Below are 20,767 nucleotides of genomic sequence, written 5' to 3'. Positions count from 1 at the left end.
GGCGAGCTTGTGCGCGGCGGCCGTGACGGCCTTGCCTTTGTCCATGCGGGTGCACAGGCGACGGTAGTACGCGCCCAGCGCCGACTGGCTCGACCGCAGCCAGCCGCAAGGCCTGTGCTGCTCGGTTGGCAACTCGCTTGGTCTTGCCGCTCATCACCTTGCCGCCGGTGATCTTGGTGCCCGGACAGCCATCGGCCTGTTGTGAGCATTGCCTGACACGAACAGCCGCCCTTGTCCGACTCCCACCCCACGGTGTTCCCGGCACGATGCAATAGGAAAGAACGCCAACCGGAGTCCGCCATGTCCTTCATCCACCCGACCTCGCCCCCCGAGACCCTGCACGCGCACCGGCCGCCGATCAAGGCGCCTGGTGATGATGAGGAGCCCCAGCCCATGCCCGTCGACCCCGATGAGGGGCCGATAGACCCGGCGCCGGAGGATGACCAGACACCGGGGCGCGGCGTCGATCGCGGGCCCTGAGCGCAGCCGCGATGGCGATGAATCGATCGCGTGCCCTCGTTGATCCGCGCGCCGCGCAGCTGCTGCGCCATCCCGGCGCCTTCCTGCTCGGTGCGCTGAAGGCCTTTCGCGCCAACCAGGGCCTGCTGCTGGCCGGCGCGGTGGCCTACTACGCGCTGCTGTCCATCGTGCCGCTGCTGATACTGGCGGTGATCGCGCTCTCGCATGTGGTCGACCAGGCGGCGCTGCTGCAGACCCTGGGCCGCTATCTGGAATGGCTGCTGCCGGGGCATTCGCGCGCCATCGTGACCGAGCTGGCGCAGTTCCTGGCCTTCCGCTCGGTGGTGGGCTGGGTGCTGCTGGTGACGATGCTGTTCTTCAGCTCGCTGGCCTTCACGGTGCTGGAGAACGCGATGTCGGTGATCTTCCACCACCGCGTGCTGATACGGCGGCGCCACTTCCTGGTCTCGGCACTGATCCCCTATGGCTACATCCTGTGCCTGGGCTTCGGCCTGCTGGTCGTCACGCTGGTGGCCGGCGCGCTGCAGGCCATGGGCCAGAGCGAGGTTCAATTCCTTTGGCGCAGCTGGTCGCTGGTGGGGGTGTCCGGCCTGCTGTTCTATCTGCTGGGTTTTGCTGGCGAGGTCTTCGTGCTGACCTCGATCTATCTGGTGATGCCGGTGGGGCGCCCCTCGCTGCGGCTGGCGCTGTTCGGCGCGATCGCTGCGGCCCTGCTGTGGGAGCTGTCGCGCCATGCCCTGGTCTGGTACTTCGGCACCTTGTCGCAGATCAGCACGGTGTACGGCTCCTTGACCACCTCGATCGCGGTGCTGCTGAGCCTGGAGCTGGGGGCGACCCTGATGCTGTTCGGCGCGCAGCTGATCTCCGAGTACGAACGCCTGGAGGTCGGCGATCCGCCGCCCCGGGCCTTCAGCACTGCGCCCGGCTAGGCGGCGCGCCGCGCCACCCAGTAGACCGCACCCGCAGCACCGTAGCGCTCGGCATGCCGCTCGCCGGCCGCCAGCTCGAAGCCGTCGCCGACCCGCAGATGCCGGGTCTGGCCTGCCACCGTCAGCCACATCTCGCCCTCGGCCATGACGGCCTTGGCGACAAAGGGATGGCTGTGCTCGTCGACCACGGTCAAGGGCGCCCAGCGCCGCTCCAGCACCTCGTCGAATCCGGCGGCCAGGGCTTGCTGCCGGTAATGCTCGAAACTCGTGATGTCCATGGCCGTTCTCCTCGCGGTCTGCCGGCCTGCTGGCGGCCCATCCAATGGTAGGCTCGCGGCCATGCTGATACGCAATATCTGCCTCCCCGATGGCCGCCGCGGCCAGGACCTGCTGGTGCGTGACGGCCGCATCGCCGCCATCGCGCCGGCCCTGCCGGCGCCGGAGGGCATCGAGATCATCGATGGCCAGGGCCAGCTGCTGAGCCCGCCTTTTGTCGATGCCCATTTCCATATGGACGCCACGCTCAGCTACGGCCTGCCCCGGGTCAACCAGAGCGGCACGCTGCTGGAAGGCATCGCGCTCTGGGGCGAGCTCAAGCCGCTGCTGACGCAGGAAGCCCTGGTCGAGCGGGCGCTGGCCTATTGCGACTGGGCGGTGGCCAAGGGCCTGCTGGCGATACGCTCGCATGTCGATGTCTGCGACCCGCGCCTGCTGGCCGTCGAGGCCCTGCTGCATGTGCGCGAGCGGGTGAAGCCCTATCTGGACCTGCATCTGGTGGCCTTTCCGCAGGACGGTGTGCTGCGCGCGCCGGGGGCGCTGGCGAACCTGAAGCGGGCGCTGGACATGGGCGTCGACGTGGTCGGCGGCATCCCGCATTTCGAACGCACCATGGCCGATGGCGCGGCCAGCGTGAAGCTCTTGTGCGAGCTGGCCGCCGAGCGCGGCCTGCGGGTGGACATGCATTGCGACGAGAGCGACGACCCGCTGTCGCGTCATGTCGAGACCCTGGCCTGTGAGACCCAGCGCCTGGGCCTGCAGGGCCGGGTCACCGGCTCGCACCTGACGTCCATGCATTCGATGGACAACTACTACGTCTCCAAGCTGATCCCGCTGATGGCCGAGGCCGGCCTGCATGCGGTGGCCAATCCGCTGATCAACATCACCCTGCAAGGCCGCCACGACACGTATCCGAAGCGCCGCGGCATGACCCGGGTGCCCGAACTGATGGCGGCCGGCGTCAATGTCGGCTTCGGCCACGACTGCGTGATGGACCCCTGGTACGGCCTGGGCAGCGGCGACATGCTGGAGGTCGCCAGCATGGGCCTGCATGTGGCGCAGATGACCTCGCAGGCCGGCATGCGCGCCTGCTTCGATGCGGTGACGGTCAACAACGCCCGCATCCTGGGCCTGGACGATTACGGCCTCGAGGTCGGCCGCAGCGCCGACTTCGTGCTGCTGCAGGCCGGCGACGCGGTCGAGGCGCTGCGGCTGCGCGCCCAGCGCCTGCTGGTGGTGCGGCGCGGCCAGGTGTTGAGCCGCTGCGCCCCGGCGCAGGCCCTGCTGAGCCTGCCGGGCCGGCCCGCAGCGGTGGACTGGCTGCTGCCGCGTCCCCTGAACTAGGGCTATCAGGTCGCCGCGGGAGGAGTACAACGCGCTGTTGCCGTCGTTGTTCAGCCCATGTCTCCTGGAGGTCCCGTAATGCGAACCCCGTCCGTTCTTCTGGCCGTTGCGGCCCTGATTCTGCCGCTGGCCGCCCAGTCGGCCGTCTATCAGTTCAATGCCTCGCTCAATAGTGCCAACGAAGTTGGCACCCCGTCGACTGCGACGGCCACCGGTGTCGCCACCCTGTTCTACGACGACCAGGGCACGGCGTCGCTGCTGGATGACAGCTATGACTTCTCTATGGCGGTGTTCGGACTTAGCGGCGGCGCGATAGCTGGCACCGCCGCCAGCGCCTTCCATATCCACGGCGCTGCTTCGACCACCGAGAACGGCCCGGTCCGCGTCAGCCTTGATGCTGCACCCTTTGTGTTCTTGAATTCGGGCAGTACGCTGCTGGTCGGCGGCAATGGTGTCGCGGCGCCGTCGATCGGCGCGACTGCGCCGTCCGGGGTGAATGCAGGCTATCCGGCGATGTCCTTCTTCGACATGCTTTCGGGCGGCCTGGCTTATGTGAATGTGCATACTGCGGCCAACCCGGCCGGTGCGGTGCGTGGCCAACTGCTGCAGGTGGCGGTGGTGCCCGAACCGTCGACTTACGCGATGCTGTTGGGCGGTCTGGGCTTGATAGGCTTTGTCGCCGCCCGCCGCCGCAGGCACTGAATTAGGCGATCCGCGTCGACCGACAAGCCCGCGACTGCGGGCTTTTTTTATGGCGCTCTCGCCGTAAACACGCACGCCCCGTTGCGTTCGAGAGACAGAACCTGTGCTTCTTTGTTCTTGAATAGAGCTCTGCCTCTAGGCTTCCCACGAAGTTCGGGGTTGGGGCGCCGAAACCCTAGGTCTTGAGGCCCTGGCTCTTCGCTACAGTCGGCAGCCAATTCATGCGGCATGCATGCCACCTGCCTCGGGCCGGGCCGCTCGATGCAGGGCTGGCTGCGCGCAGGCCTATCAAAAAAGGAGACTTTCATGAATATCCGTTTGGCGCTTGGCGCCGTCAGCCTGGCCGTGCTGGCCGCCTGCGGTGGTGGCGAGAGCTCGCCGCCCGCCCCCAGCAGCAACGAGACCACCCGCATCGTCGCCTTCGGCGACAGCCTGACCGATGGCGGCACCTATACCAAGTTCGCCCAGGCGGCCGTGGCCCAGGCCACCGGCGGCGCGATCACGGCGGCCCCGGTCGGCAAGTTCACCAACAGCGCCGGCGCCTTGTGGGTTGAGGTGCTGGCCGGCAAGCTGGGCACGACCATCGTCAACGAGCGCTTCGAGTACGGCACGAGCTTCCCGGTGCCGGCCCAGATCAGCAGCGCCGCCAACGCGACCAACTACGCCCAGGGCGGCTCGCGTGTGGCCAAGCAGCCCGGCATCGGCTGCAGCCCGAACGCCGCAGGCGCCTGCACCGGTGCCACCACCGTGCCGGTGGTCCAGCAGGTCGACCGCGCGCTCGCCAAGGGCAGCTTCACGGCCACCGACCTGGTGGTCTTCTGGGGCGGCAACAACGATGTCTTCCACAACCTGGCGCTGGCCGGTCCCGAGATCACCGCAGCGGTGACCGCCGCGACGCTGGCCGGTCAGTCGGCCGCCCAGATCGCCGCGCTGCAGCAGGCGATCGCCGGCAAGTATGTGATCGAGATGGAGCAGGCCGCGCTGGCCCTGCTCGAGCAGACCAAGCGCGCCCGGGCAGCCGGCGCGCAGCGCATCGTCGTCCTGACCCTGCCGGACTCGGCCAAGTCGCCGATGGGCCAGAGCGCCCAGGTCGGCGCCTCGGGCCGCACCTTGATGTCGACCTTCGTCAAGGCCTTCAACGACCAGCTGAAGAAGGAGCTGGCGCTGATGGACACCGGCGTGATGCTGTTCGACGCCGCCGCGCTGTCGGCCCAGTACTACGACAACCCGGCCGCCAACGGCTTCACCAATATCGCGGTGCCGGTCTGCGACCCGGCCAAGACCAACAACACCTCGCTGGTCTGCTTCGAGATCCCGGGCGTGTTCAGCACCTACTTCCCGGCGGCGGTGGCGCCGGCCGCGACCTCGCTGTTCGCTGATGGCGTGCACCCGACGGTGACCTCGCATGCCAAGTTCGGCAATGCCGTGTACGAGGCGCTGAAGACCAAGGGCTGGGTGCGCTGAGACCGCACCGACAAGGAGAACCCCAATGACACAGAACAACAAAGCCATCCTGGCCCTGGCCGCTTCCCTGTTGTGCGGCGGCGCTGCCGCGCAGACAAGCGCCGAGAGCAGCGTGCAGCTCTACGGCATCATCGATGTGGGCGTGACCGCGATCGACGGCTACGGCGACAAGACCCGCCGCTTCGTCTCCAGCGGCACCCAGCTGGGCTCGCGCCTGGGCCTGCGTGGCAACGAGGACCTGGGCGGCGGCTGGCGCGCCATGTTCACCTTGGAGCACCAGCTCTACGCCGACACCGGTTCGCAGAACCAGCAGACTCCGATCTCGGGCTTCGCGATCCCGGCGCGCGCGCTGGTGGGCGTGCCCAACACCATACGCTCGCAGCTGGAGCCCGCGCTGGGCGCCTCGCTGGCGGCCTCGCTGAACAACCGCTTCTGGCATCGCCAGGCCTGGGCCGGCATCGTCACCCCGGTCGGCGCGGTGCTGGCGGGCCGCCAGTACAGCCCGGCATTCGCCACCTACGGCCGTTTCGATCCGCACCAGGCCGGCAATATCGGCAATGCCCTTGCAACCCTGTCCGTGCCCACCGGCCTGGAGGTGCGCATCGACAACTCGCTGCAGTATGTGGCCGAGATGAACGGCTTCCGCTTCAACGCGATGCTGGGCGCCGGCGAGGGCGAGGTCGGCCCGGGGCGCTTCTGGGGCCTCAGCGCCGGTTATGCCAGCGGTGCTTTCGACATCGGCGTGGCCCATCAGCGCCGCAAGACCTCCGAGGGCCTGGACTCGCTGGAGAACACCATCGTCGGCGCCAGCTATTCGACCGGCCCCTGGAAAGTCACCGGCCTCGTGGTCAGCGCCAAGGACAAGCACCCGATCCTCGGTGCCCAGCTGCGCGCACAGCTCAATGCCAACACCGCGATCCCGGCGGCGCTGAAACCGGCCTTCCTGGCCTATGGCACGCAGATCGCCAGCAATCTGGGCTTCGACGGTCATCTGGCCTATGGCGGCGTGCACTACCTGGTCAACGAGCGCAACCGCGTGATCGTCAGCTACGGCGCCTACAGCGACTCGGTGGCGGCGCGCGAGGCGGCCATCGGCGGCGTGGCGCTGGAGCATCTATTCTCCAAGCGCACCTCGGTCTGGCTCTCGGCCAGCTATGTGGACAACAAGAGTGGCCAGCAGGTGCTGCCGTACTCGCAAGGTCTGCTCTACGGCTTCACCGACAAGCCGGGCAAGGACGCCAGCGCCTACTCGCTCAATCTGGTGCACCGCTTCTGAGCGGCAGATCGCTCCGACACAACCCGGCCTCGGCCGGGTTTTTTCATGGCGCGGCGCCGAAGAAGCGCTTGCGCTCCTCGTTGGCCGGATGGCTGGCCAGCGCGATTGGCAGGCTCGACATTGCATGGTCCTTCTTGTAAGCCTCGATGCGCTCGAAGAACACCAGCATCGCCGTCGGCGAGCGGCCAGCGGCGCGCAGCATGTCACGCGCATAGGCGTCGGCCTCGCGCTCGAAGTCACGCGAGTAGGCCTGCTGGCCTAGCAGGGTCGGCACACTGACGAGCACAGCTGAGAAGTCTCCGATGATGAGGCCGTTCAGGCTGGCCAGCAGGCTGGCCTGCACCACCATGCGCATGCCATGCTGTCGCTGCACATGGCCCAGCTCATGGGCCAGCACGCCGGCCAATGCATCGGGCTGATCGCTCAGCAGCTGAGCCAGCGCGTCGGTCAGCACGATATGGCCGCCGGGCAGGGCCAGGGCATTGGGACCTACGCTCTTGTCGGCCGAGCGAAAGTGCAGCCGGTAGTCTGGCGTGGTGCCGGGCGACGTGCGCAACAGGGCCGCGAAATCGGCCGTGATGGCCTCGCGCCGGGCCGGCGGGAGCGTGCTGGGCTTGAGCCATCGGGCATCGATGCCGGCCAGCGCACGCTCGCCTATCATTTGCTCGGCCTGGGGCGGCAGCACGGCGACGAGCGCATCGCTCGCCAGCGGTATGCCCCAGACCCCGATTGCCAGCGTGGTAGCGACCAGCAACGCCATCGCGACCGCCACCCGACGCCAGCTCTGCATCCAGCGCACCAGCAGCGATTCGCGCAGACCGCTGGCCCGTGCCCACTGATCCCAGGCGCGCGCATCGTCCCCGCTGAGCACGCCGCCGTCGGGCAGCTGGGCCTGGCGCTGGCCGTGGCGCTGGCGCTCGGGCCAGCGCACCCGGCGCAATGGGTAGCTCAAGACCTGACCCTCGGCATTTCGCAGCTGCAGCGTGCCTGCCTTGACCCAGGCCTGCACCGGCTGGGGGCGGGCGCTGCGGCCGTCGAACAGCTCGAGCAGCAGGATGGCGGGCTGATCCACGGGCTCAGAACCCCATGTCGATGCCGAAGAAATCGCCGGCCGCATCGCCGCTGGCATCCTGGTGTTCGGCGCTCTTGCGCGCCACCCAGGCATCGACATCGCCGTTGACGCGCAGACTGACCGCCTCCAGCCGCATGCGGTTGGCGTGCACCACCGCGAACGGCCGGTACAGGCCCAGGGTCAGCGCAGTCAGCAGCCAGTTCTTCAGGCTCAGCCAGGCAAAGGCGCGCAGTCGCAGCTGGCTGTCAAAGCGCAGGCCGGCGCTGCTGGTGCCGCGCCACACCATGTTCTGCAGAGCCACCGTGAAGAAGGGGCCGACCAGGGCGAACAGGCCCAGATAGGCCAGCAGGGCCAGCGGCGCCATCAGCAGCGGCGACTGCAGCAGGAAGTAGACGCCGGCCAGCACCGCACCGGCCAGCAGGGCGTAGCCGATCAGGAACAGCACGAACTTCAGCATCAGCAGGTAGAAGGCGCCGGTGCCCACGCCGAAGCGCGAATGCTGGCCGGCCAGCGCGTAGTGGCTTTGCTGGTAGCGCTTGCTCAGGCTCAGGGTCCAGGGCGTCAGCAGCATGATCAGCAGGGTGGCCGCGCCGATCAGGCCCTGGGCCGGCGTGAAGCTCTTGCTCTCCAGCGCCTCGCTATTGAGCAGCGAGACCACGACGATCACTGCCGCCGGCAGATAGGCCGGCAGCATCGCCAGATAGGCCTGGCGCAGATCGCCAGTGAACGCAAAGCGCAGGCCGCGCCAGCTGGTGTTGGCCAGGCGGAACTGCAGACCCGCCCGCCACAGCGCCGGCCAGACCGCCGCCAGTATCAGGAAGGCGGCGACGCCGGCCGTCGGCGAGATCTGGCCCGAGACGCCATAGGCCAGCATCAGCACGGCCAGCAGCACAAAGCCGCGGAACATCTTCCAGGGGTTGCCGTGAAAGGCCAGGGCCTGGCCGTCGACCAGGGTGTTGCTATAGAAATAGCTGAGCCGGCGCGCCTTGGCGAAGGGCAGGTAGAGCCCCAGCGTGACGATGATCAGCAGCAGATTGACGATCCAGATGCGGAAATACTCGCTGCCCGAGGCGCTGAATTCGATGCACAGCTCGCGCGGGCCGGCGGCCGATCCCTGTGGCTCGGCGACGGAAAAATGCTCGTTCATCGGTCCTCCCTTGTTGATATGTACCGGTGCGGCGGTCTGAGCCGCCTGTCGGGCCAGCAGTCTGAGGCCGGGCCGCGGGGCTGACAAGGGGGACCTTCGGGGGATGTCTGCATGCACCAGTTCGGAGGCTTTGTACAGCCTGGCGCACAACAAGTGCTTCGCTAGAATCTTTTCGAAATGGACAGTCCGTCCGACACAAGCCAGACATGAAACTCATCGGATCCCTCGCCAGCCCCTACGTCCGCAAAGTCCGCGTCGTGATGGCGGAAAAAAAGCTCGACTACCAGCTGGTGCTGGAAGACGTCTGGTCCAGCGACGCCATCATGAAGATGAACCCGCTGGGCAAGGTGCCCTGCCTGGTGATGGAAGGCCAGGACGCGATCACCGGGGCGGTGTTCGACTCGCGCGTGATCGTCGAGTATGTGGACACCTTGTCGCCGGTCGGCAAGCTGATCCCCGAGCGCGGCCGCGAGCGCACCGAGGTGCGCACCTGGGAGGCGCTGGCCGATGGCCTGATGGATGCGTCCATCCTGGCGCGCCTGGAGCAGACCTGGGTCGGCCGCACGGCCGAACAGCGCAGCGCCGTCTGGGTCGAGCGCCAGATGAGCAAGGTGATGGCGGCCCTGCAGGCCATGGGCCAGGGCCTGGGCGAGAAGAACTGGTGCTCGGGCAATCACTTCACGCTGGCCGATATCGCGGTCGGCTGTGCGCTGGGCTATCTGGACTTCCGCTTCCCCGGCATCGACTGGCGCGGCCCGCATCCCAATCTGGCGCGCCTGTTCGACAAGCTGTCGGCCCGCGCCAGCTTCATCGATACGGCGCCGCCGACGACCTGATGAAGCCCTGCGGGGCGACCTGCTGCTGGCGCTGCAGCGCCGCATAGATATAGGCCAGGCGCTGCCCGATATCGGCCGGGCTGGTCTGCCAGCGCTGTGCGATCTCGCCTTCCAGCAGACCCTGGGCCAGCATGCTCAGCAGATGCTGCTCGGCCTTGCTGAGCAGGCAGCCCGGCGCGGCCGGGGCCAGGTCATGCGCCGAGCTGACGCAGTGCGCCAGCTTCAGGTCGCTGCGCAGCAGGCCGAAGCTCGCCAGCGTCTGGCGCGCCAGCGCCGGCGACATCGTGGCGCGGCGCTGCTGAAAGTCCTGCAGCGCCCGCCCCAGCCCCTTGGCCCCGCCGGCGTCCAGCCAGTAGCCCTGGGCACCGCCACACAGCGATTCGAACAGCAAGGTGTCGTCGGCCAGCGTCGTCAGCAGCATCAGGCGTGGCCGCGCCCGCTCCAGGCGGCGCAGCAGCGCGATCGCATGGCCGTTGATCAGATGCAGATCGCAGACGACGATGTCGGGCCGCAAGCGCTCGACCTGCGGCAAGGCCTCATGCATCTGGGTGCTGACGCCGACGCAATGCCAGCTCGGCAGCTCATCAAACAGGGCGGCTCTGGCCTGGCGCAGCGCTTGGGGGGTACGGCGTAGGAGATAGACGGAAGGCATGCGCTGGGCGGGGTGAGAGGCCGGCCGATTGTCCCGGCTTCAGGGGACGCAGCAACCCCGTGACCCGGGGACCCCCCGGATGAGGGGCCGATGTTGGCGGGTGTTTTGTGCGATGGCCGCCCTGTGAGCCCGGCCGGGCGCCGGTCATCGTGATCACTTAGACTGGGCCGCGCCCACTACCTGCAGAGGCCCAGCCTCAGCCCCCCATGGACCAGCTCCGAGCCTTGCGTGTTTTCGTCCGCGTCATCGACGAGGGCAGTTTTGCCGCCGCCGCGCGCGCCCTGGACCTGGCGCCGGCCGTCGTGACCCGGCTGGTGGCCGAGCTGGAGGAGCATCTGGGCGCCCGCCTGATCAACCGCACCACCCGCCGCCTGGCGCTGACCGATATCGGCGAGGCCTATCTGGAGCGGGCCCGCCGCATCCTGGTCGAGGTCGACGAGGCCGAGGCCCTGGCGACCACCGCGACGACCGAGCCGCGCGGCCATCTGCGTGTGCTGGTGCCGCCGGCGATCGCGGTGCATCAGCTGGCCAAGCACCTGCCCAAGTTCCACAAGCTCTATCCGCAGGTCTCGGTGGAACTGAGCTCGCCCGGCGGCATCGAGACGGTGGACGAGGCCTTCGACCTGACGATTCTGCACACCCGCCATCCGCTGGACGGCGAGTTCGTGGCCCGGCGGCTGGCGCGCACCGAGGTGATTCTGTGCGCCTCGCCCGAGTACCTGAGCAAGCGCGGCCGGCCCCAGCATCCGAATGATTTGCGCGAGCACGATTCGCTGCTGCCGCCGGTCTCCGAGCTGCAGCGCGGCATCGTGTTCCAGCGCGGCGTCTGGGGCGATGACGAGCCGGGTGGCGAAAGCCTGACCCTGATCCCCAAGCGGCCGGTGCTGACCACCGCGCATATGGACACCAATTACGCCGCCGCGCTGCACGGGCTCGGCGTGGCCGGCCTGCCGTCCTTTCTGATCGAGGACGCGCTGATGGAGCATGCGCTGGAGCGCGTGCTGCCCGAGTGGCGGCTGTTCAGCTTCACGATCTGGGCCGCGATGCCGACGCGCAAATATGTGCCGGCGCGCACGCGCGCCTTCCTCGACTTCCTGGTCGAGGTCTTCGGCGGCGAGGACCGCGACCCCTGGCTGGCAGCCGCCGGTTGCGAGACCAACCCGGGCGTCTGCGGCGAGCCGGTCAGCGCAGGCTGAAGCCGGTCTGCACCAGATTGCCGCGCAGGCCCTCCAGCAGATGGGTCAGCGGCGAGAGCTGGACATAGCGGGTCGAGACCTTGATCGCATAGGCGAAGAAGCGCGGCAAGTCCTCGGCATAGGCGGGCTTGCCGTCGCGCTGCTTGAGGCGGCAGAACAGGCCCAGGATTTTCAGATGGCGCTGCAGGCCTGTCCACTCCAGCTGACGCCAGAACTCGCCGAAGTCGGCGTCCACCGGCAGGCCGGCCTTGCGCGCCTGTTCCCAGTAGCGTATCGCCCAGTCCAGCTCGCGCTCCTCGTCCCAGGAGATGAAGGTGTCGCGCAGCAGCGAGGCCAAGTCGTAGCTGATCGGGCCGCGCACCGCATCCTGGAAGTCCAGCACACCGGGCCCGCCCTCGATCACCATCAGATTGCGCGGCATGAAGTCGCGGTGCATCGCCAGCTGGGGCTGGCTGAGGATGTTGTCGACCAGGACCTGGCAGCTGTGTGCCCACCAGCCCTGCTGGGTCGCGTTCCACTGCTGGCCGAACTCGCGCTCGACGCACCAGTCGCTGAAGATCTGCAGCTCGCGGCGCACAAAGCTCTCGTCGAAGGCCGGCAGCCGCTGCGCATCGCCCTTGAGCTGCCACTGCAGCAGCGTGGCGATGGCGGCACGCATCAGCACGTCGGCTTCCCGGTCATCGGCCTGTTGCAGCGCCTGCAGATAGGGCCGGTCGCCGAAGTCGCTGAGCAGCAGAAAGCCCAGGCCTTCGTCGGCCGCCAGCACCGTCGGCACGCGCAGCCCGCAGTCGGCCATGTGCGCGGCGATCTCGATGAAGGCGCGCTGGCTGCCATGCTGGGGCGGCGCGTCCATCACGATCAGCGAGCCACCCGCGGTCTGCAGGCGCAGATAGCGCCGCGTGCTGGCATCTTCCTTGGCCAGCTGCAGTGTCTCGGGCCGCAGGCCATGGGGGACGGCAAGCGGCGCCAGCCAGGCCAGCAACTGTTGTTCACGGGCCGGGTCGGGCCAGACGATAGCGTTCATGGGGGAGCTTGGACGGCCGCAGCGGCGCGGCATTGGGTGCGAGGCGGGTGCCTCATGGATAATCAATTCTACAAACCGTCGGCACTGTGCCGAAGCCCTCGCTCAACATCGTCCGAAGAAGACGCCCGCCGACGCCGTGCTGCGCCCACCGCTTCCCTCCTCACCGCCGCCGACCGCGCTGACCCCGCTGCTGTCAGCCCTGCTGCTGGGCCTGTGCGGGCAGGCCGTCGCTGCGCCTGCCGACGAGCCGCTGCGCCTGCGCCCTTCGCGCCTGCTGATGGCGCCGGCCAGCAGCGAGACCAGCAAGCCGGCCCTGGTGCTGAGCGCCCAGCGCTTGCAGACCCAGGTCGACCAGCGTTCGCTGGCCGAGGGCGAGGCCGAGCTGCGCTACGGCGATCTGCTGCTGCGCGCCGACAGCCTGAGCTACGAGCAGGCCAGCGATCTGGCGCGCGCCACCGGCAGCGTCGAGATCAGCCGGGCCGGCAATACCGTGCGCGGCCCGAGCCTGGAGCTGTATCTGCAGCGTTTCGAAGGCGAGTTCCTGCAGCCCAGCTATTTCTTCTCTGAAACCGGCGGAGGCGGCACGGCCCGCTCGCTGCGCTTTCTCGACAGCAAGCGCCTGCGCGCCGAGGCCGCGACCTACAGTAGCTGTCCGGCGGTCGAAGGCGAGGGCACCCAGGCCTGGCAGCTGACGGCCGAGACCCTGAAGATGGACTTCGAGGCCAACGAAGGCCTGGCCAGCAAGGCGGTGCTGCGCTTTTACGGTGTGCCCATCCTGGCCGCGCCGGCGCTGAGCTTTCCGCTGGGCGGGGAACGCAAATCGGGCTGGCTGCCGCCCAATGTCGGCGTCGACAACCGCAGCGGTGTCGAGCTGGGCCTGCCCTATTACTGGAATATCGCGCCGCAGCGCGACGCCACCTTGACGCCCTTTGTGATGACACGCCGCGGGGTCGGCCTGGACAGCGAGTTCCGCTATCTGGAGCCTCATCATCGCGGCGAGCTGAACCTGGCCTGGCTGCCGAATGACCGCGTCGCCGACCGCAAGCGCTGGGCGCTGAACCTCAGCCATGACGGCGAGCTGGGCCTGGCCTGGCGCTACCGCCTGCGCTCCGAGCGGGTCTCGGACGACAACTACTGGAAAGACCTGCCCAAGCGCATAGACAGCGACACCCAGCGCCTGCTGGGCAGCGATCTGCAGCTGCAGCGCGGCTACAGCTTCCGCTGGGGCGAGGCGCAGACCTATGCGCGCATCCAGCAATGGCAGCTGCTGCAGGGCACGGATCTGCAGACCCGCTTCGAGTCGCCCTACCAGCGCACGCCGCAGATCGGCGTGCGCCTGTCCAGCCTGGCCGACGAGGGCGTGCTGGCCGGCTTCACCCCCTGGGGTCGCAAGGCCCGGCTGGAGGGCGGGCTGGAGCTGGAATACAACCGCTTCGACCTGCCCACCGACGCGCTCAGCAGCCAGACCCAGACCGGCTCGCGCGTGCATCTGCTGGGCCATGTCAGCCTGCCGATGAGCGGCGCGGCCTGGTGGCTGATCCCCAAGCTGTCGCTGAATGCGGCCAGCTACTCGCTGGACCAGGCCCTGGCCGATGGCCGGCGCTCGGCCAGCCGTTCGGTGCCGAGCTTCAGCCTCGACCATGGCTGGATCTTCGAGCGCGAGACCCGGCTGTTCGGGCGCGGGCTGACGCAGACGCTGGAGCCCCGCCTGCTCTATGTCAAGACGCCGTATCGCGACCAACTGGACCTGCCCAATTTCGACTCGGCGGCCAAGGACTTCAACTTCGACTCGATCTACACCGAGAACCAGTTCTCCGGTGTCGACCGGGTGTCCGACGCCCATCAGCTGACGGTGGGCGCAACCTCGCGCTGGATCGATGCCAATGGCGGCGCCGAGCTGCTGCGCCTGGGCCTGGTGCAGCGCTTTCTGTTCAATGACCAGCGCATCACGCCGGACGGCCAGACGCAGACGCGCAAGGTCTCCGACCTGCTGCTGCTCGGTTCGGCCCATGTCAGCGAGCGCTGGTGGATGGACGGTTCGCTGCAGTTCAATGCCGACTCGGGCCGCAGCGTGCGCTCGACCCTGCGCGCGCGCTATTCGCCCGGCCCCTTCCGCACCGTCAATGCCGCCTACCGGTTGGCGCGCGGGCAGAGCGAGCAGCTGGAGCTGGGCTGGCAATGGCCGCTGTTCGGCGCGGTGGCCCAGTCCGACGGGCCGCGCGCGCGGCGCAGCGTTGGCAGCGGCGGCAGCTGCAGCGGCGCCTGGTACAGCGCCGGCCGGCTGCAGTACAGCCTGCGCGACCGCCGTTTCACCGATTCGGTGCTGGGCGTCGAATATGACGCCGGCTGCTGGATCCTGCGGGTCGGGGCCGAGCGGCTGTCGACCGGCCGGGCCGAAACCAATACCCGTTTGCTGCTGCAGCTGGAGCTGGTGGGCCTGTCCCAGCTGGGCTCCAATGCGCTCGGAGTCCTGAGAGACAATATCCCCGGTTACCGTCAGCTGAGCTCCGACCGCTCGCCCATCCAATCCTATGACTGATCTGCAGCTCTTTCGTTTCCTGCCTCTGGCCTGCGTGCTGAGCGCGACCCTGGTCTGCTCAGTGGCCCAGGCGCAGAGCACCGGCGCCAATCTGCGGCCGGGCGACCATATCGCCGCCGTCGTCAATCAGGATGTGGTGGCGGCCAGCGAGGTGGCGCTGCGCACCGAGCGCCTGCGCGAGGAGGCCCGCCGGCGTGGCGAGACGCCCGATATCGAGGCGCTGCGCAAGCAGGCGCTGGAAGCGATGATCGAGGACCGCGTCATCGTCACCCATGCCCGCGAGAGCGGCACCCGGGTCGATGAGCCCGAGCTGGACCGGGTGGTCGCCAATGTCGCGACGCAGAACAAGCTGACGATGGAGCAGCTGCGCGAGCGCCTGCGCGCCGAGGGTCTGGACTACCGGCGCTTCCGCGAGAACCTGCGCGACCAGATGATGACCGAGCGGGTGCGCGAGCGCGAGGTGCAGGGCCGCATCAGCATCACCGACGGCGAGATCGACAAATTCCTGGAGCAGCGTCGCCAGCAGGCCGGCGGTGCGGACCAGCTCAATATCGCGCAGATCCTGGTCGCGGTGCCCGAGGGCGCGGCCGAGGCGCTGGTGGCCGAGCGCCGTGCCAAGGCCGAGGCGGCGCTGGCCCGCGTGAAGGCGGGCGAGGACTTTGCCAAGGTGGCGCGCGAAGTCTCCGAGGACGGCAACAAGCAGCGCGGCGGCGAGATCGGGCTGCGCCCGGCAGACCGGCTGCCGGATCTGTTCGTCGACGCGGTGCGCGATCTGCAGTCCGGTGCGGTGCGCGCCGAGCTGCTGCGCTCGGGGGCCGGTTTTCATGTGCTGAAGCTGGTGCAGCGCCGCACGGCGGCCGATGCCGTCAATATGGTCACGCAGACCCGGGCCCGCCATGTGCTGTTGCGGCCTTCCGAGCAGCTGAGCGCCGAGGTGGCGGCACGCCGCCTGGCCGAGTTCAAGCGTCTGATCGAGAGCGGTCAGACCACGTTCGAGAAGGTGGCGATCGACAACTCCGAGGACGGCAGTGCCGCCGGCGGCGGCGATCTGGGCTGGGTCTCGCCGGGCGGCTTCGTGCCCGAGTTCGAGGAGGCGATGAATGCGCTGCCGATCAATGGCATCTCGGCGCCGGTGCCCTCGCGTTTCGGCGTCCACCTGATCCAGGTGCTGGAGCGTCGCGACACCGAGGTCGATCCCAAGCAGCTGCGCGAGCAGGCCCGCAATGCCTTGCGCGAACAGAAGTACGAGGACGCCTACCGCGAATGGGTCACGGAGCTGCGCGCCCGCGCCTTTGTGGAGCTGCGCGAATGGCAGTGAGCATCTGATGGCTCACATTGCCCGCAAGCGCTTTGGCCAGCATTTCCTGACCGATGGCGGCATCATCGATGCCATCGTTGGCGCGATTGAGCCGGCCGAGGACCAGGCCCTGGTCGAGATCGGCCCCGGCCTCGGCGCCCTGACCCTGCCGCTGCTGCAAAGCCTGCCGGCGAGCAGCCGGCCGCTGACCGTGATCGAGCTGGACCGCGACCTGGCCGCCAAGCTGCGCCGTCGCGACGATCTGGAGGTGATCGAGTCCGATGTGCTGAAGGTTGACTTCGCGGCGCTGGCCGCCGCCAAGGGTCGGCGCCTGCGCGTGGTCGGCAATCTGCCCTACAACATCTCGACGCCCATCCTGTTCCATCTGCTGGGCTTTGTGGATCAGGTGGTCGACCAGCACTTCATGCTGCAAAAAGAGGTGGTCGACCGCATGGCCGCGACGCCGGGCAACAAGGACTTCGGCCGTCTCTCGGTGATGCTGCAGTGGCGCTATCACGTCGAGGCGGTGCTGGACGTGCCGCCCGAGGCCTTTGATCCGCCGCCACGGGTGGACTCGGCCATTGTGCGCATGCTGCCCTATGCCCAGGCGCCGGCGCTGGACCCGGTGCTGCTGGGCGAGATGGTTCAGGTGGCCTTCTCGCAGCGCCGCAAGCTGCTGCGCCACAGCCTGGGTGTCTGGCTGGCGGCGCGTGGCTTCGAGGGCGAGTTCGATCTGAAGCGCCGCGCCGAGGAGGTGCCGGTGGCCGATTACATCGCGCTGGCCCAGGCGCTCTGAAAACAAAAAGGGACTCCAGCGGAGTCCCTTTCTTCTTGCTGCAAGCGCGCTGACTTCAGGCGGCGCTATGCCGCATTCAGCCACATCGAGGTATCGAAAGCGCTGCTCATCATCGGCATATTCATGCCGAAGTTTGCATTCGCCGCTGCCTTGCTGCTTTTCGCAGCCGGCTTCTCAGCAACCGGGGCCACCTCAGCAGCCCGCTCCCATGACCCGTTTTCTTGGGAGCGGGCTACTGAAAAGAATAGAAACAGCGGAACTGGACCTTGCGGTCGGCCCAGTAGTCGGCCGCTTCGCGGAAGACGTCGAGCAGTTGCTCGCGGGCTTCGCGGTCGAAGCGCAGGTTGTCGGGCAGCTGCTCCAGCACCACCACAAAGCCGGGCTGGGCGCCGGACTTGTGGACCAGATCGGTCATGCAGTCATGCAAGGCGTCCAGGTTCTTGCCGAAGTGCGCCGGAAACAGAAAGGACTGGGCGATGCCCTCCAGCACTTCCTGCTTGGACTGAGCTTCGCTCAGATTGGCATACAGGAAATGCTGGCCGGCATCCTGGGCTGCCTGGGCCAAGTCCTCTACGCGATAGGCCCGTATGGCCTGCACGATATTGGGACGGACGGTCTGCAAAAGCATGGTCGCGATCCTCCTATATAGTCACAAGAACTTTTGGCCGCCGGTCACTACGGGCTCAGGGCGCGATGCGCTTGAAGCTGGCGTAATGGTCGTCGGTATAAAAACAAGCATCGGGGTTGGTCGGAGGTTTACCGCCGCATACCAGCCGCCGGGCTCCGCGGTTGCGGGCGCCTGGCGTCTTGACGGTATATTCGCGGTAGTAGCCCCTGGCCTTGGATGGCAGCAGCCGCTCGCGATTGCCGAACACGCTGCCGTCCTTGTCGTAGGGGAAGGGCCCTCCGGCAAGCACGAGACGATGTGTGTTCTGGGCTTCGCGCGGCAACGCCGCCAAGGCCACCGTGTCTTGCTGCGGGCTTACCGACGGCTTGGCATGCACTTCCGTGCCCAGCGCCGCCAGCATGGCGACGGCAAGACCGAAATTGCGCCAAGACGGCCACATCGGTGACCTATCGAGCAAAAACACGGGTTTACCCTGAATATCGAAAGCAAGATGGTACCGAATGAGGCCGAAAACCTCAAGCCGCCACACCCTTGTTGCGGGGCTATTGCTGCTTAGTTAGTGTGCGCACGCATTCGTGGATATATAGGCTGCGACAGCACTCTCGAAGTTGAAACTGCTATGGTGAGCTCTTACAAACTTTTGTAAAACGAGGCCTGTCACGGCCTCGTCACGCACCCGGATGGGGCGTAAAAACGCCCCGCAAGCGGGGCGTCTCGAGGGGCCGGGTGCGTTTTCAGCGCGCGGCGTTCGCGTCGGCCACGGTCAGCGCCGTCATATTGACGATGCGGCGCACGGTCGCCGAGGGCGTCAGCACATGCACCGGCTTGGCCGCGCCGAGCAGCACCGGGCCGATCGCGATGCCACCGCCGGCGGCGGTCTTCAGCAGGTTGTAGCTGATGTTGGCGGCGTCGATATTGGGCAGCACCAGCAGATTGGCCTCGCCGCTCAGCGTGCTGTTGGGCATCAGCTGGGCGCGGTAATTGGCGTCCAGCGCGGTGTCGCCATGCATTTCGCCATCGACCTCCAGCCAGGGCGCCTGGGTCTGGATCAGGCCCAGGGCCTCGCGCATCTTCAGTGCCGAGGGGCAGTTGCTGGAGCCGAAATTGCTGTGCGAGAGCAGGGCGGCCTTGGGCCGGATGCCGAAGCGCATCAGCTCCTCGGCCGCCATCACGGTGATCTCGGCCAGCTGCTCGGCGCTCGGGTCGTAGTTGACATGGGTGTCGACCAGGAAGACCTGGCGGCCCGGCAGCATCAGGCCGTTCATGCAGGCATAGGTCTTGACGCCGGGGCGCTTGCCGATCACCTGGTCGATGTACTGCAGGTGCATCGCGGTGTTGCTCCAGGTGCCGCACAGCATGCCGTCGACCTCGCCCTTGTGCAGCATCATGCAGCCGATCAGGGTCAGGCGGCGGCGCATCTCGATCTTGGCGAGCTGCTGGGTCACGCCCTTGCGCTCGGTCAGGCGGTGGTAGGTCTGCCAGTAGTCGCGGTAGCGCTCGTCATGCTCGACGTTCACCGTGTCGTAGTCGCGGCCTTCCTGCAGGCGCAGGCCGAAGCGCTCGCAGCGCTGGGCGATGATCTCCGGGCGGCCGATCAGCGTGGGCCGGGCCAGGCCCTCGTCGACCACCACCTGGACCGCGCGCAGCACGCGCTCCTCCTCGCCCTCGGCATAGGCGACGCGCTTGTTGGCGGCGCGCTTGGCGACGTTGAAGATCGGCTTCATCGTCGTGCCCGAGGCGTAGACAAAGCTCTGCAGCTTCTCGCGGTAGGCGTCCATATCGGTGATCGGCCGCGCCGCCACGCCCGAGGCCTGTGCCGCCAGCGCCACCGCCGGCGCGATCTTCATCATCAGGCGCGGGTCGAAGGGCTTGGGGATCAGGTACTCGGGGCCGAAGCTCAGGTTCGCGCCGGCATAGGCCGCCGCCACCACCTCGCTCTGCTCGGCCTGGGCCAGCTCGGCGATCGCGTAGACCGCCGCGATCTCCATCTCGTCATTGATGGTCGTGGCGCCGCAGTCCAGCGCGCCGCGGAAGATATAAGGGAAGCACAGGACGTTGTTGACCTGGTTCGGATAGTCGGTGCGGCCGGTGGCCATCACCGCATCGCTGCGCACCGCGGCCACCGCCTCGGGCAGGATCTCGGGCGTCGGGTTGGCCAGCGCGAAGATCAGCGGCCGCTCGGCCATCTTGGCGACCATCTCGGGCTTGAGCACGCCGCCGGCCGACAGGCCCAGGAACACATCCGCGCCCTCGATCACCTGGCCCAGGCTGCGCAGCTCGGTCTTTTGCGCGAAGACGGCCTTGTCCGGGTCCATCAGCTCGGTGCGGCCCTCATAGACGACGCCGGCCAGATCGGTCACCCAGATGTTCTCGCGCGGCAGGCCCAGCTTCATCAGCAGGCCCAGGCAGGCCAGCGCCGCCGCACCGGCGCCCGAGGTCACCAGCTTGACGCTCTTGATGTCCTTGCCCAGCACCTTCAGGCCATTCAGGAAGGCCGCGCCGACGACGATGGCCGTGCCGTGCTGGTCATCATGGAAGACCGGGATCTTCATGCGCTCGCGCAGCTTGCGCTCGACATAGAAGCAGTCTGGCGCCTTGATGTCTTCCAGGTTGATGCCGCCAAAGGTCGGCTCCAGCGCGGCGATCACGTCGACCAGCTTGTCGAGATCGTTCTCCTGGATCTCCAGGTCGAACACATCGATGCCGGCGAACTTCTTGAACAGCACGCCCTTGCCTTCCATCACCGGCTTGGAGGCCAGCGGGCCGATATTGCCCAGGCCCAGCACGGCGGTGCCGTTGGTGACGACGGCGACCAGATTGCCGCGCGAGGTGTAGCGGAAGGCGTTGGCCGGGTCGGCGACGATCTCCTCGCAGGCGAAGGCCACGCCCGGCGAGTAGGCCAGCGCCAGATCGCGCTGGTTGACGAGCTGCTTGGTGGCCGCGATGGCGATCTTGCCGGGCGTCGGAAACTCGTGGTACTCCAGTGCGGCTTGACGGAGCTGGGCGCTTTTTTGTTCGGACGTTGACATAGGCAATTCGAGGCGTTTGGGCTGGCGTGCCCCATGGCTGAGCCATGAGTGGCCGGCGATTGTAGGGATCAGGCCCGAGT

Annotated in this window: 19 protein-coding genes; 11 read left to right on the top strand and 8 right to left on the bottom strand. The window is 67.7% G+C overall.

Going from position 1 to position 20,767, the window contains the following annotated elements:
- The first annotated feature begins 300 nt into the window (after positions 1 to 300).
- Both O5M90_RS13990 and O5M90_RS13985 read left to right on the top strand, forming a co-directional pair.
- Positions 301 to 480, top strand: a complete 180-nt coding sequence (locus O5M90_RS13990; protein WP_137942637.1) for a hypothetical protein — start codon at positions 301 to 303, stop codon at positions 478 to 480.
- A gap of 11 nt (positions 481 to 491) precedes the next feature.
- Positions 492 to 1,409, top strand: coding sequence for a YihY/virulence factor BrkB family protein (locus O5M90_RS13985; RefSeq protein ID WP_269839221.1), 918 nt, complete (start codon positions 492 to 494; stop codon positions 1,407 to 1,409).
- Here the strand turns inward: O5M90_RS13985 and O5M90_RS13980 are convergent.
- Entirely contained in the window at positions 1,406 to 1,687 is a 282-nt protein-coding gene (locus tag O5M90_RS13980; protein ID WP_262968972.1) for a cupin domain-containing protein, read from the bottom strand. The two genes, O5M90_RS13985 and O5M90_RS13980, sit on opposite strands and share 4 nt — an antisense overlap.
- A gap of 61 nt (positions 1,688 to 1,748) precedes the next feature.
- Between O5M90_RS13980 and O5M90_RS13975 the strand changes: the two genes are divergently transcribed.
- The 4 genes from O5M90_RS13975 to O5M90_RS13960 all read left to right on the top strand — a co-directional run bounded on the left by O5M90_RS13975 (position 1,749) and on the right by O5M90_RS13960 (position 6,471).
- Positions 1,749 to 3,029: an amidohydrolase family protein gene (locus tag O5M90_RS13975; protein ID WP_269839220.1), complete on the top strand. Its 1,281-nt coding sequence runs from the start codon at positions 1,749 to 1,751 to the stop codon at positions 3,027 to 3,029.
- A 78-nt stretch (positions 3,030 to 3,107) separates the two neighbouring features.
- Complete coding sequence (locus O5M90_RS13970; protein WP_269839219.1) at positions 3,108 to 3,731, top strand: CHRD domain-containing protein; 624 nt, start codon at positions 3,108 to 3,110, stop codon at positions 3,729 to 3,731.
- A gap of 306 nt (positions 3,732 to 4,037) precedes the next feature.
- Positions 4,038 to 5,195, top strand: a complete 1,158-nt coding sequence (locus O5M90_RS13965) for an SGNH/GDSL hydrolase family protein (RefSeq protein WP_171018235.1) — start codon at positions 4,038 to 4,040, stop codon at positions 5,193 to 5,195.
- Between the two features lie 25 nt (positions 5,196 to 5,220).
- A complete protein-coding gene (locus O5M90_RS13960; protein WP_137942643.1) occupies positions 5,221 to 6,471 on the top strand; it encodes a porin in 1,251 nt (416 codons plus the stop codon).
- Between the two features lie 43 nt (positions 6,472 to 6,514).
- Here O5M90_RS13960 and O5M90_RS13955 read toward each other — a convergent pair whose 3' ends face one another.
- Positions 6,515 to 7,543: a M48 family metallopeptidase gene (locus O5M90_RS13955; RefSeq protein WP_262968976.1), complete on the bottom strand. Its 1,029-nt coding sequence runs from the start codon at positions 7,541 to 7,543 to the stop codon at positions 6,515 to 6,517.
- Between the two features lie 4 nt (positions 7,544 to 7,547).
- Entirely contained in the window at positions 7,548 to 8,690 is a 1,143-nt protein-coding gene (locus tag O5M90_RS13950) for a YjgN family protein (protein ID WP_269839218.1), read from the bottom strand.
- A 206-nt stretch (positions 8,691 to 8,896) separates the two neighbouring features.
- Here O5M90_RS13950 and O5M90_RS13945 point away from each other — a divergent pair, with 206 nt between their 5' ends.
- The gene (locus tag O5M90_RS13945) at positions 8,897 to 9,526 is read left to right on the top strand and encodes a glutathione S-transferase family protein (RefSeq protein WP_137942646.1); all 630 of its coding nucleotides are present in this window, start codon (positions 8,897 to 8,899) and stop codon (positions 9,524 to 9,526) included.
- Here O5M90_RS13945 and O5M90_RS13940 read toward each other — a convergent pair.
- The gene (locus O5M90_RS13940) at positions 9,498 to 10,178 is read right to left on the bottom strand and encodes a response regulator (protein ID WP_137942647.1); all 681 of its coding nucleotides are present in this window, start codon (positions 10,176 to 10,178) and stop codon (positions 9,498 to 9,500) included. The two genes, O5M90_RS13945 and O5M90_RS13940, sit on opposite strands and share 29 nt — an antisense overlap.
- Positions 10,179 to 10,384: 206 nt before the next feature.
- On the opposite strand from O5M90_RS13940, the gene O5M90_RS13935 reads away from it, so the two are divergent.
- On the top strand, positions 10,385 to 11,374 hold the full coding sequence (locus O5M90_RS13935; RefSeq protein ID WP_262968980.1) for a LysR family transcriptional regulator: 990 nt from the start codon (positions 10,385 to 10,387) through the stop codon (positions 11,372 to 11,374).
- Here O5M90_RS13935 and O5M90_RS13930 read toward each other — a convergent pair.
- The gene (locus O5M90_RS13930) at positions 11,361 to 12,398 is read right to left on the bottom strand and encodes an aminoglycoside phosphotransferase family protein (protein WP_269839217.1); all 1,038 of its coding nucleotides are present in this window, start codon (positions 12,396 to 12,398) and stop codon (positions 11,361 to 11,363) included. The genes O5M90_RS13935 and O5M90_RS13930 overlap by 14 nt on opposite strands.
- A 136-nt stretch (positions 12,399 to 12,534) precedes the next feature.
- On the opposite strand from O5M90_RS13930, the gene O5M90_RS13925 reads away from it, so the two are divergent.
- The 3 genes from O5M90_RS13925 to rsmA are packed head-to-tail and all read left to right on the top strand — an operon-like array spanning position 12,535 to position 17,030.
- Positions 12,535 to 14,937, top strand: coding sequence for an LPS-assembly protein LptD (locus tag O5M90_RS13925; protein WP_269839216.1), 2,403 nt, complete (start codon positions 12,535 to 12,537; stop codon positions 14,935 to 14,937).
- On the top strand, positions 14,930 to 16,255 hold the full coding sequence (locus tag O5M90_RS13920; RefSeq protein WP_269839215.1) for a peptidylprolyl isomerase: 1,326 nt from the start codon (positions 14,930 to 14,932) through the stop codon (positions 16,253 to 16,255). Before O5M90_RS13925 ends, O5M90_RS13920 begins: the two co-directional genes overlap by 8 nt.
- A gap of 7 nt (positions 16,256 to 16,262) precedes the next feature.
- Positions 16,263 to 17,030 (top strand): 16S rRNA (adenine(1518)-N(6)/adenine(1519)-N(6))-dimethyltransferase RsmA, encoded by a 768-nt coding sequence (gene rsmA, locus O5M90_RS13915; protein WP_269839214.1) that lies wholly within the window; start codon positions 16,263 to 16,265, stop codon positions 17,028 to 17,030.
- A gap of 232 nt (positions 17,031 to 17,262) precedes the next feature.
- Here the strand turns inward: rsmA and O5M90_RS13910 are convergent, their stop codons facing one another.
- From O5M90_RS13910 to O5M90_RS13900, 3 genes are all read right to left on the bottom strand, one after another.
- Positions 17,263 to 17,658, bottom strand: a complete 396-nt coding sequence (locus O5M90_RS13910) for a barstar family protein (protein ID WP_137942652.1) — start codon at positions 17,656 to 17,658, stop codon at positions 17,263 to 17,265.
- A 55-nt stretch (positions 17,659 to 17,713) separates the two neighbouring features.
- Positions 17,714 to 18,058 carry a ribonuclease gene (locus tag O5M90_RS13905; RefSeq protein WP_262969163.1) on the bottom strand — a complete coding sequence of 115 codons (345 nt, stop codon included), beginning with the start codon at positions 18,056 to 18,058 and terminating at the stop codon, positions 17,714 to 17,716.
- Positions 18,059 to 18,392: 334 nt separating this feature from the next.
- Entirely contained in the window at positions 18,393 to 20,687 is a 2,295-nt protein-coding gene (locus tag O5M90_RS13900) for an NADP-dependent malic enzyme (protein ID WP_137942653.1), read from the bottom strand.
- Positions 20,688 to 20,767 lie beyond the last annotated feature (80 nt).

Source organism: Paucibacter sp. M5-1 (assembly GCF_027498415.2).
Classification (GTDB): domain Bacteria; phylum Pseudomonadota; class Gammaproteobacteria; order Burkholderiales; family Burkholderiaceae_C; genus Roseateles_E.
The sequence above is the reverse complement of the archived record's forward strand: the minus strand, read 5'-3'. Positions and strand labels throughout refer to the sequence as shown.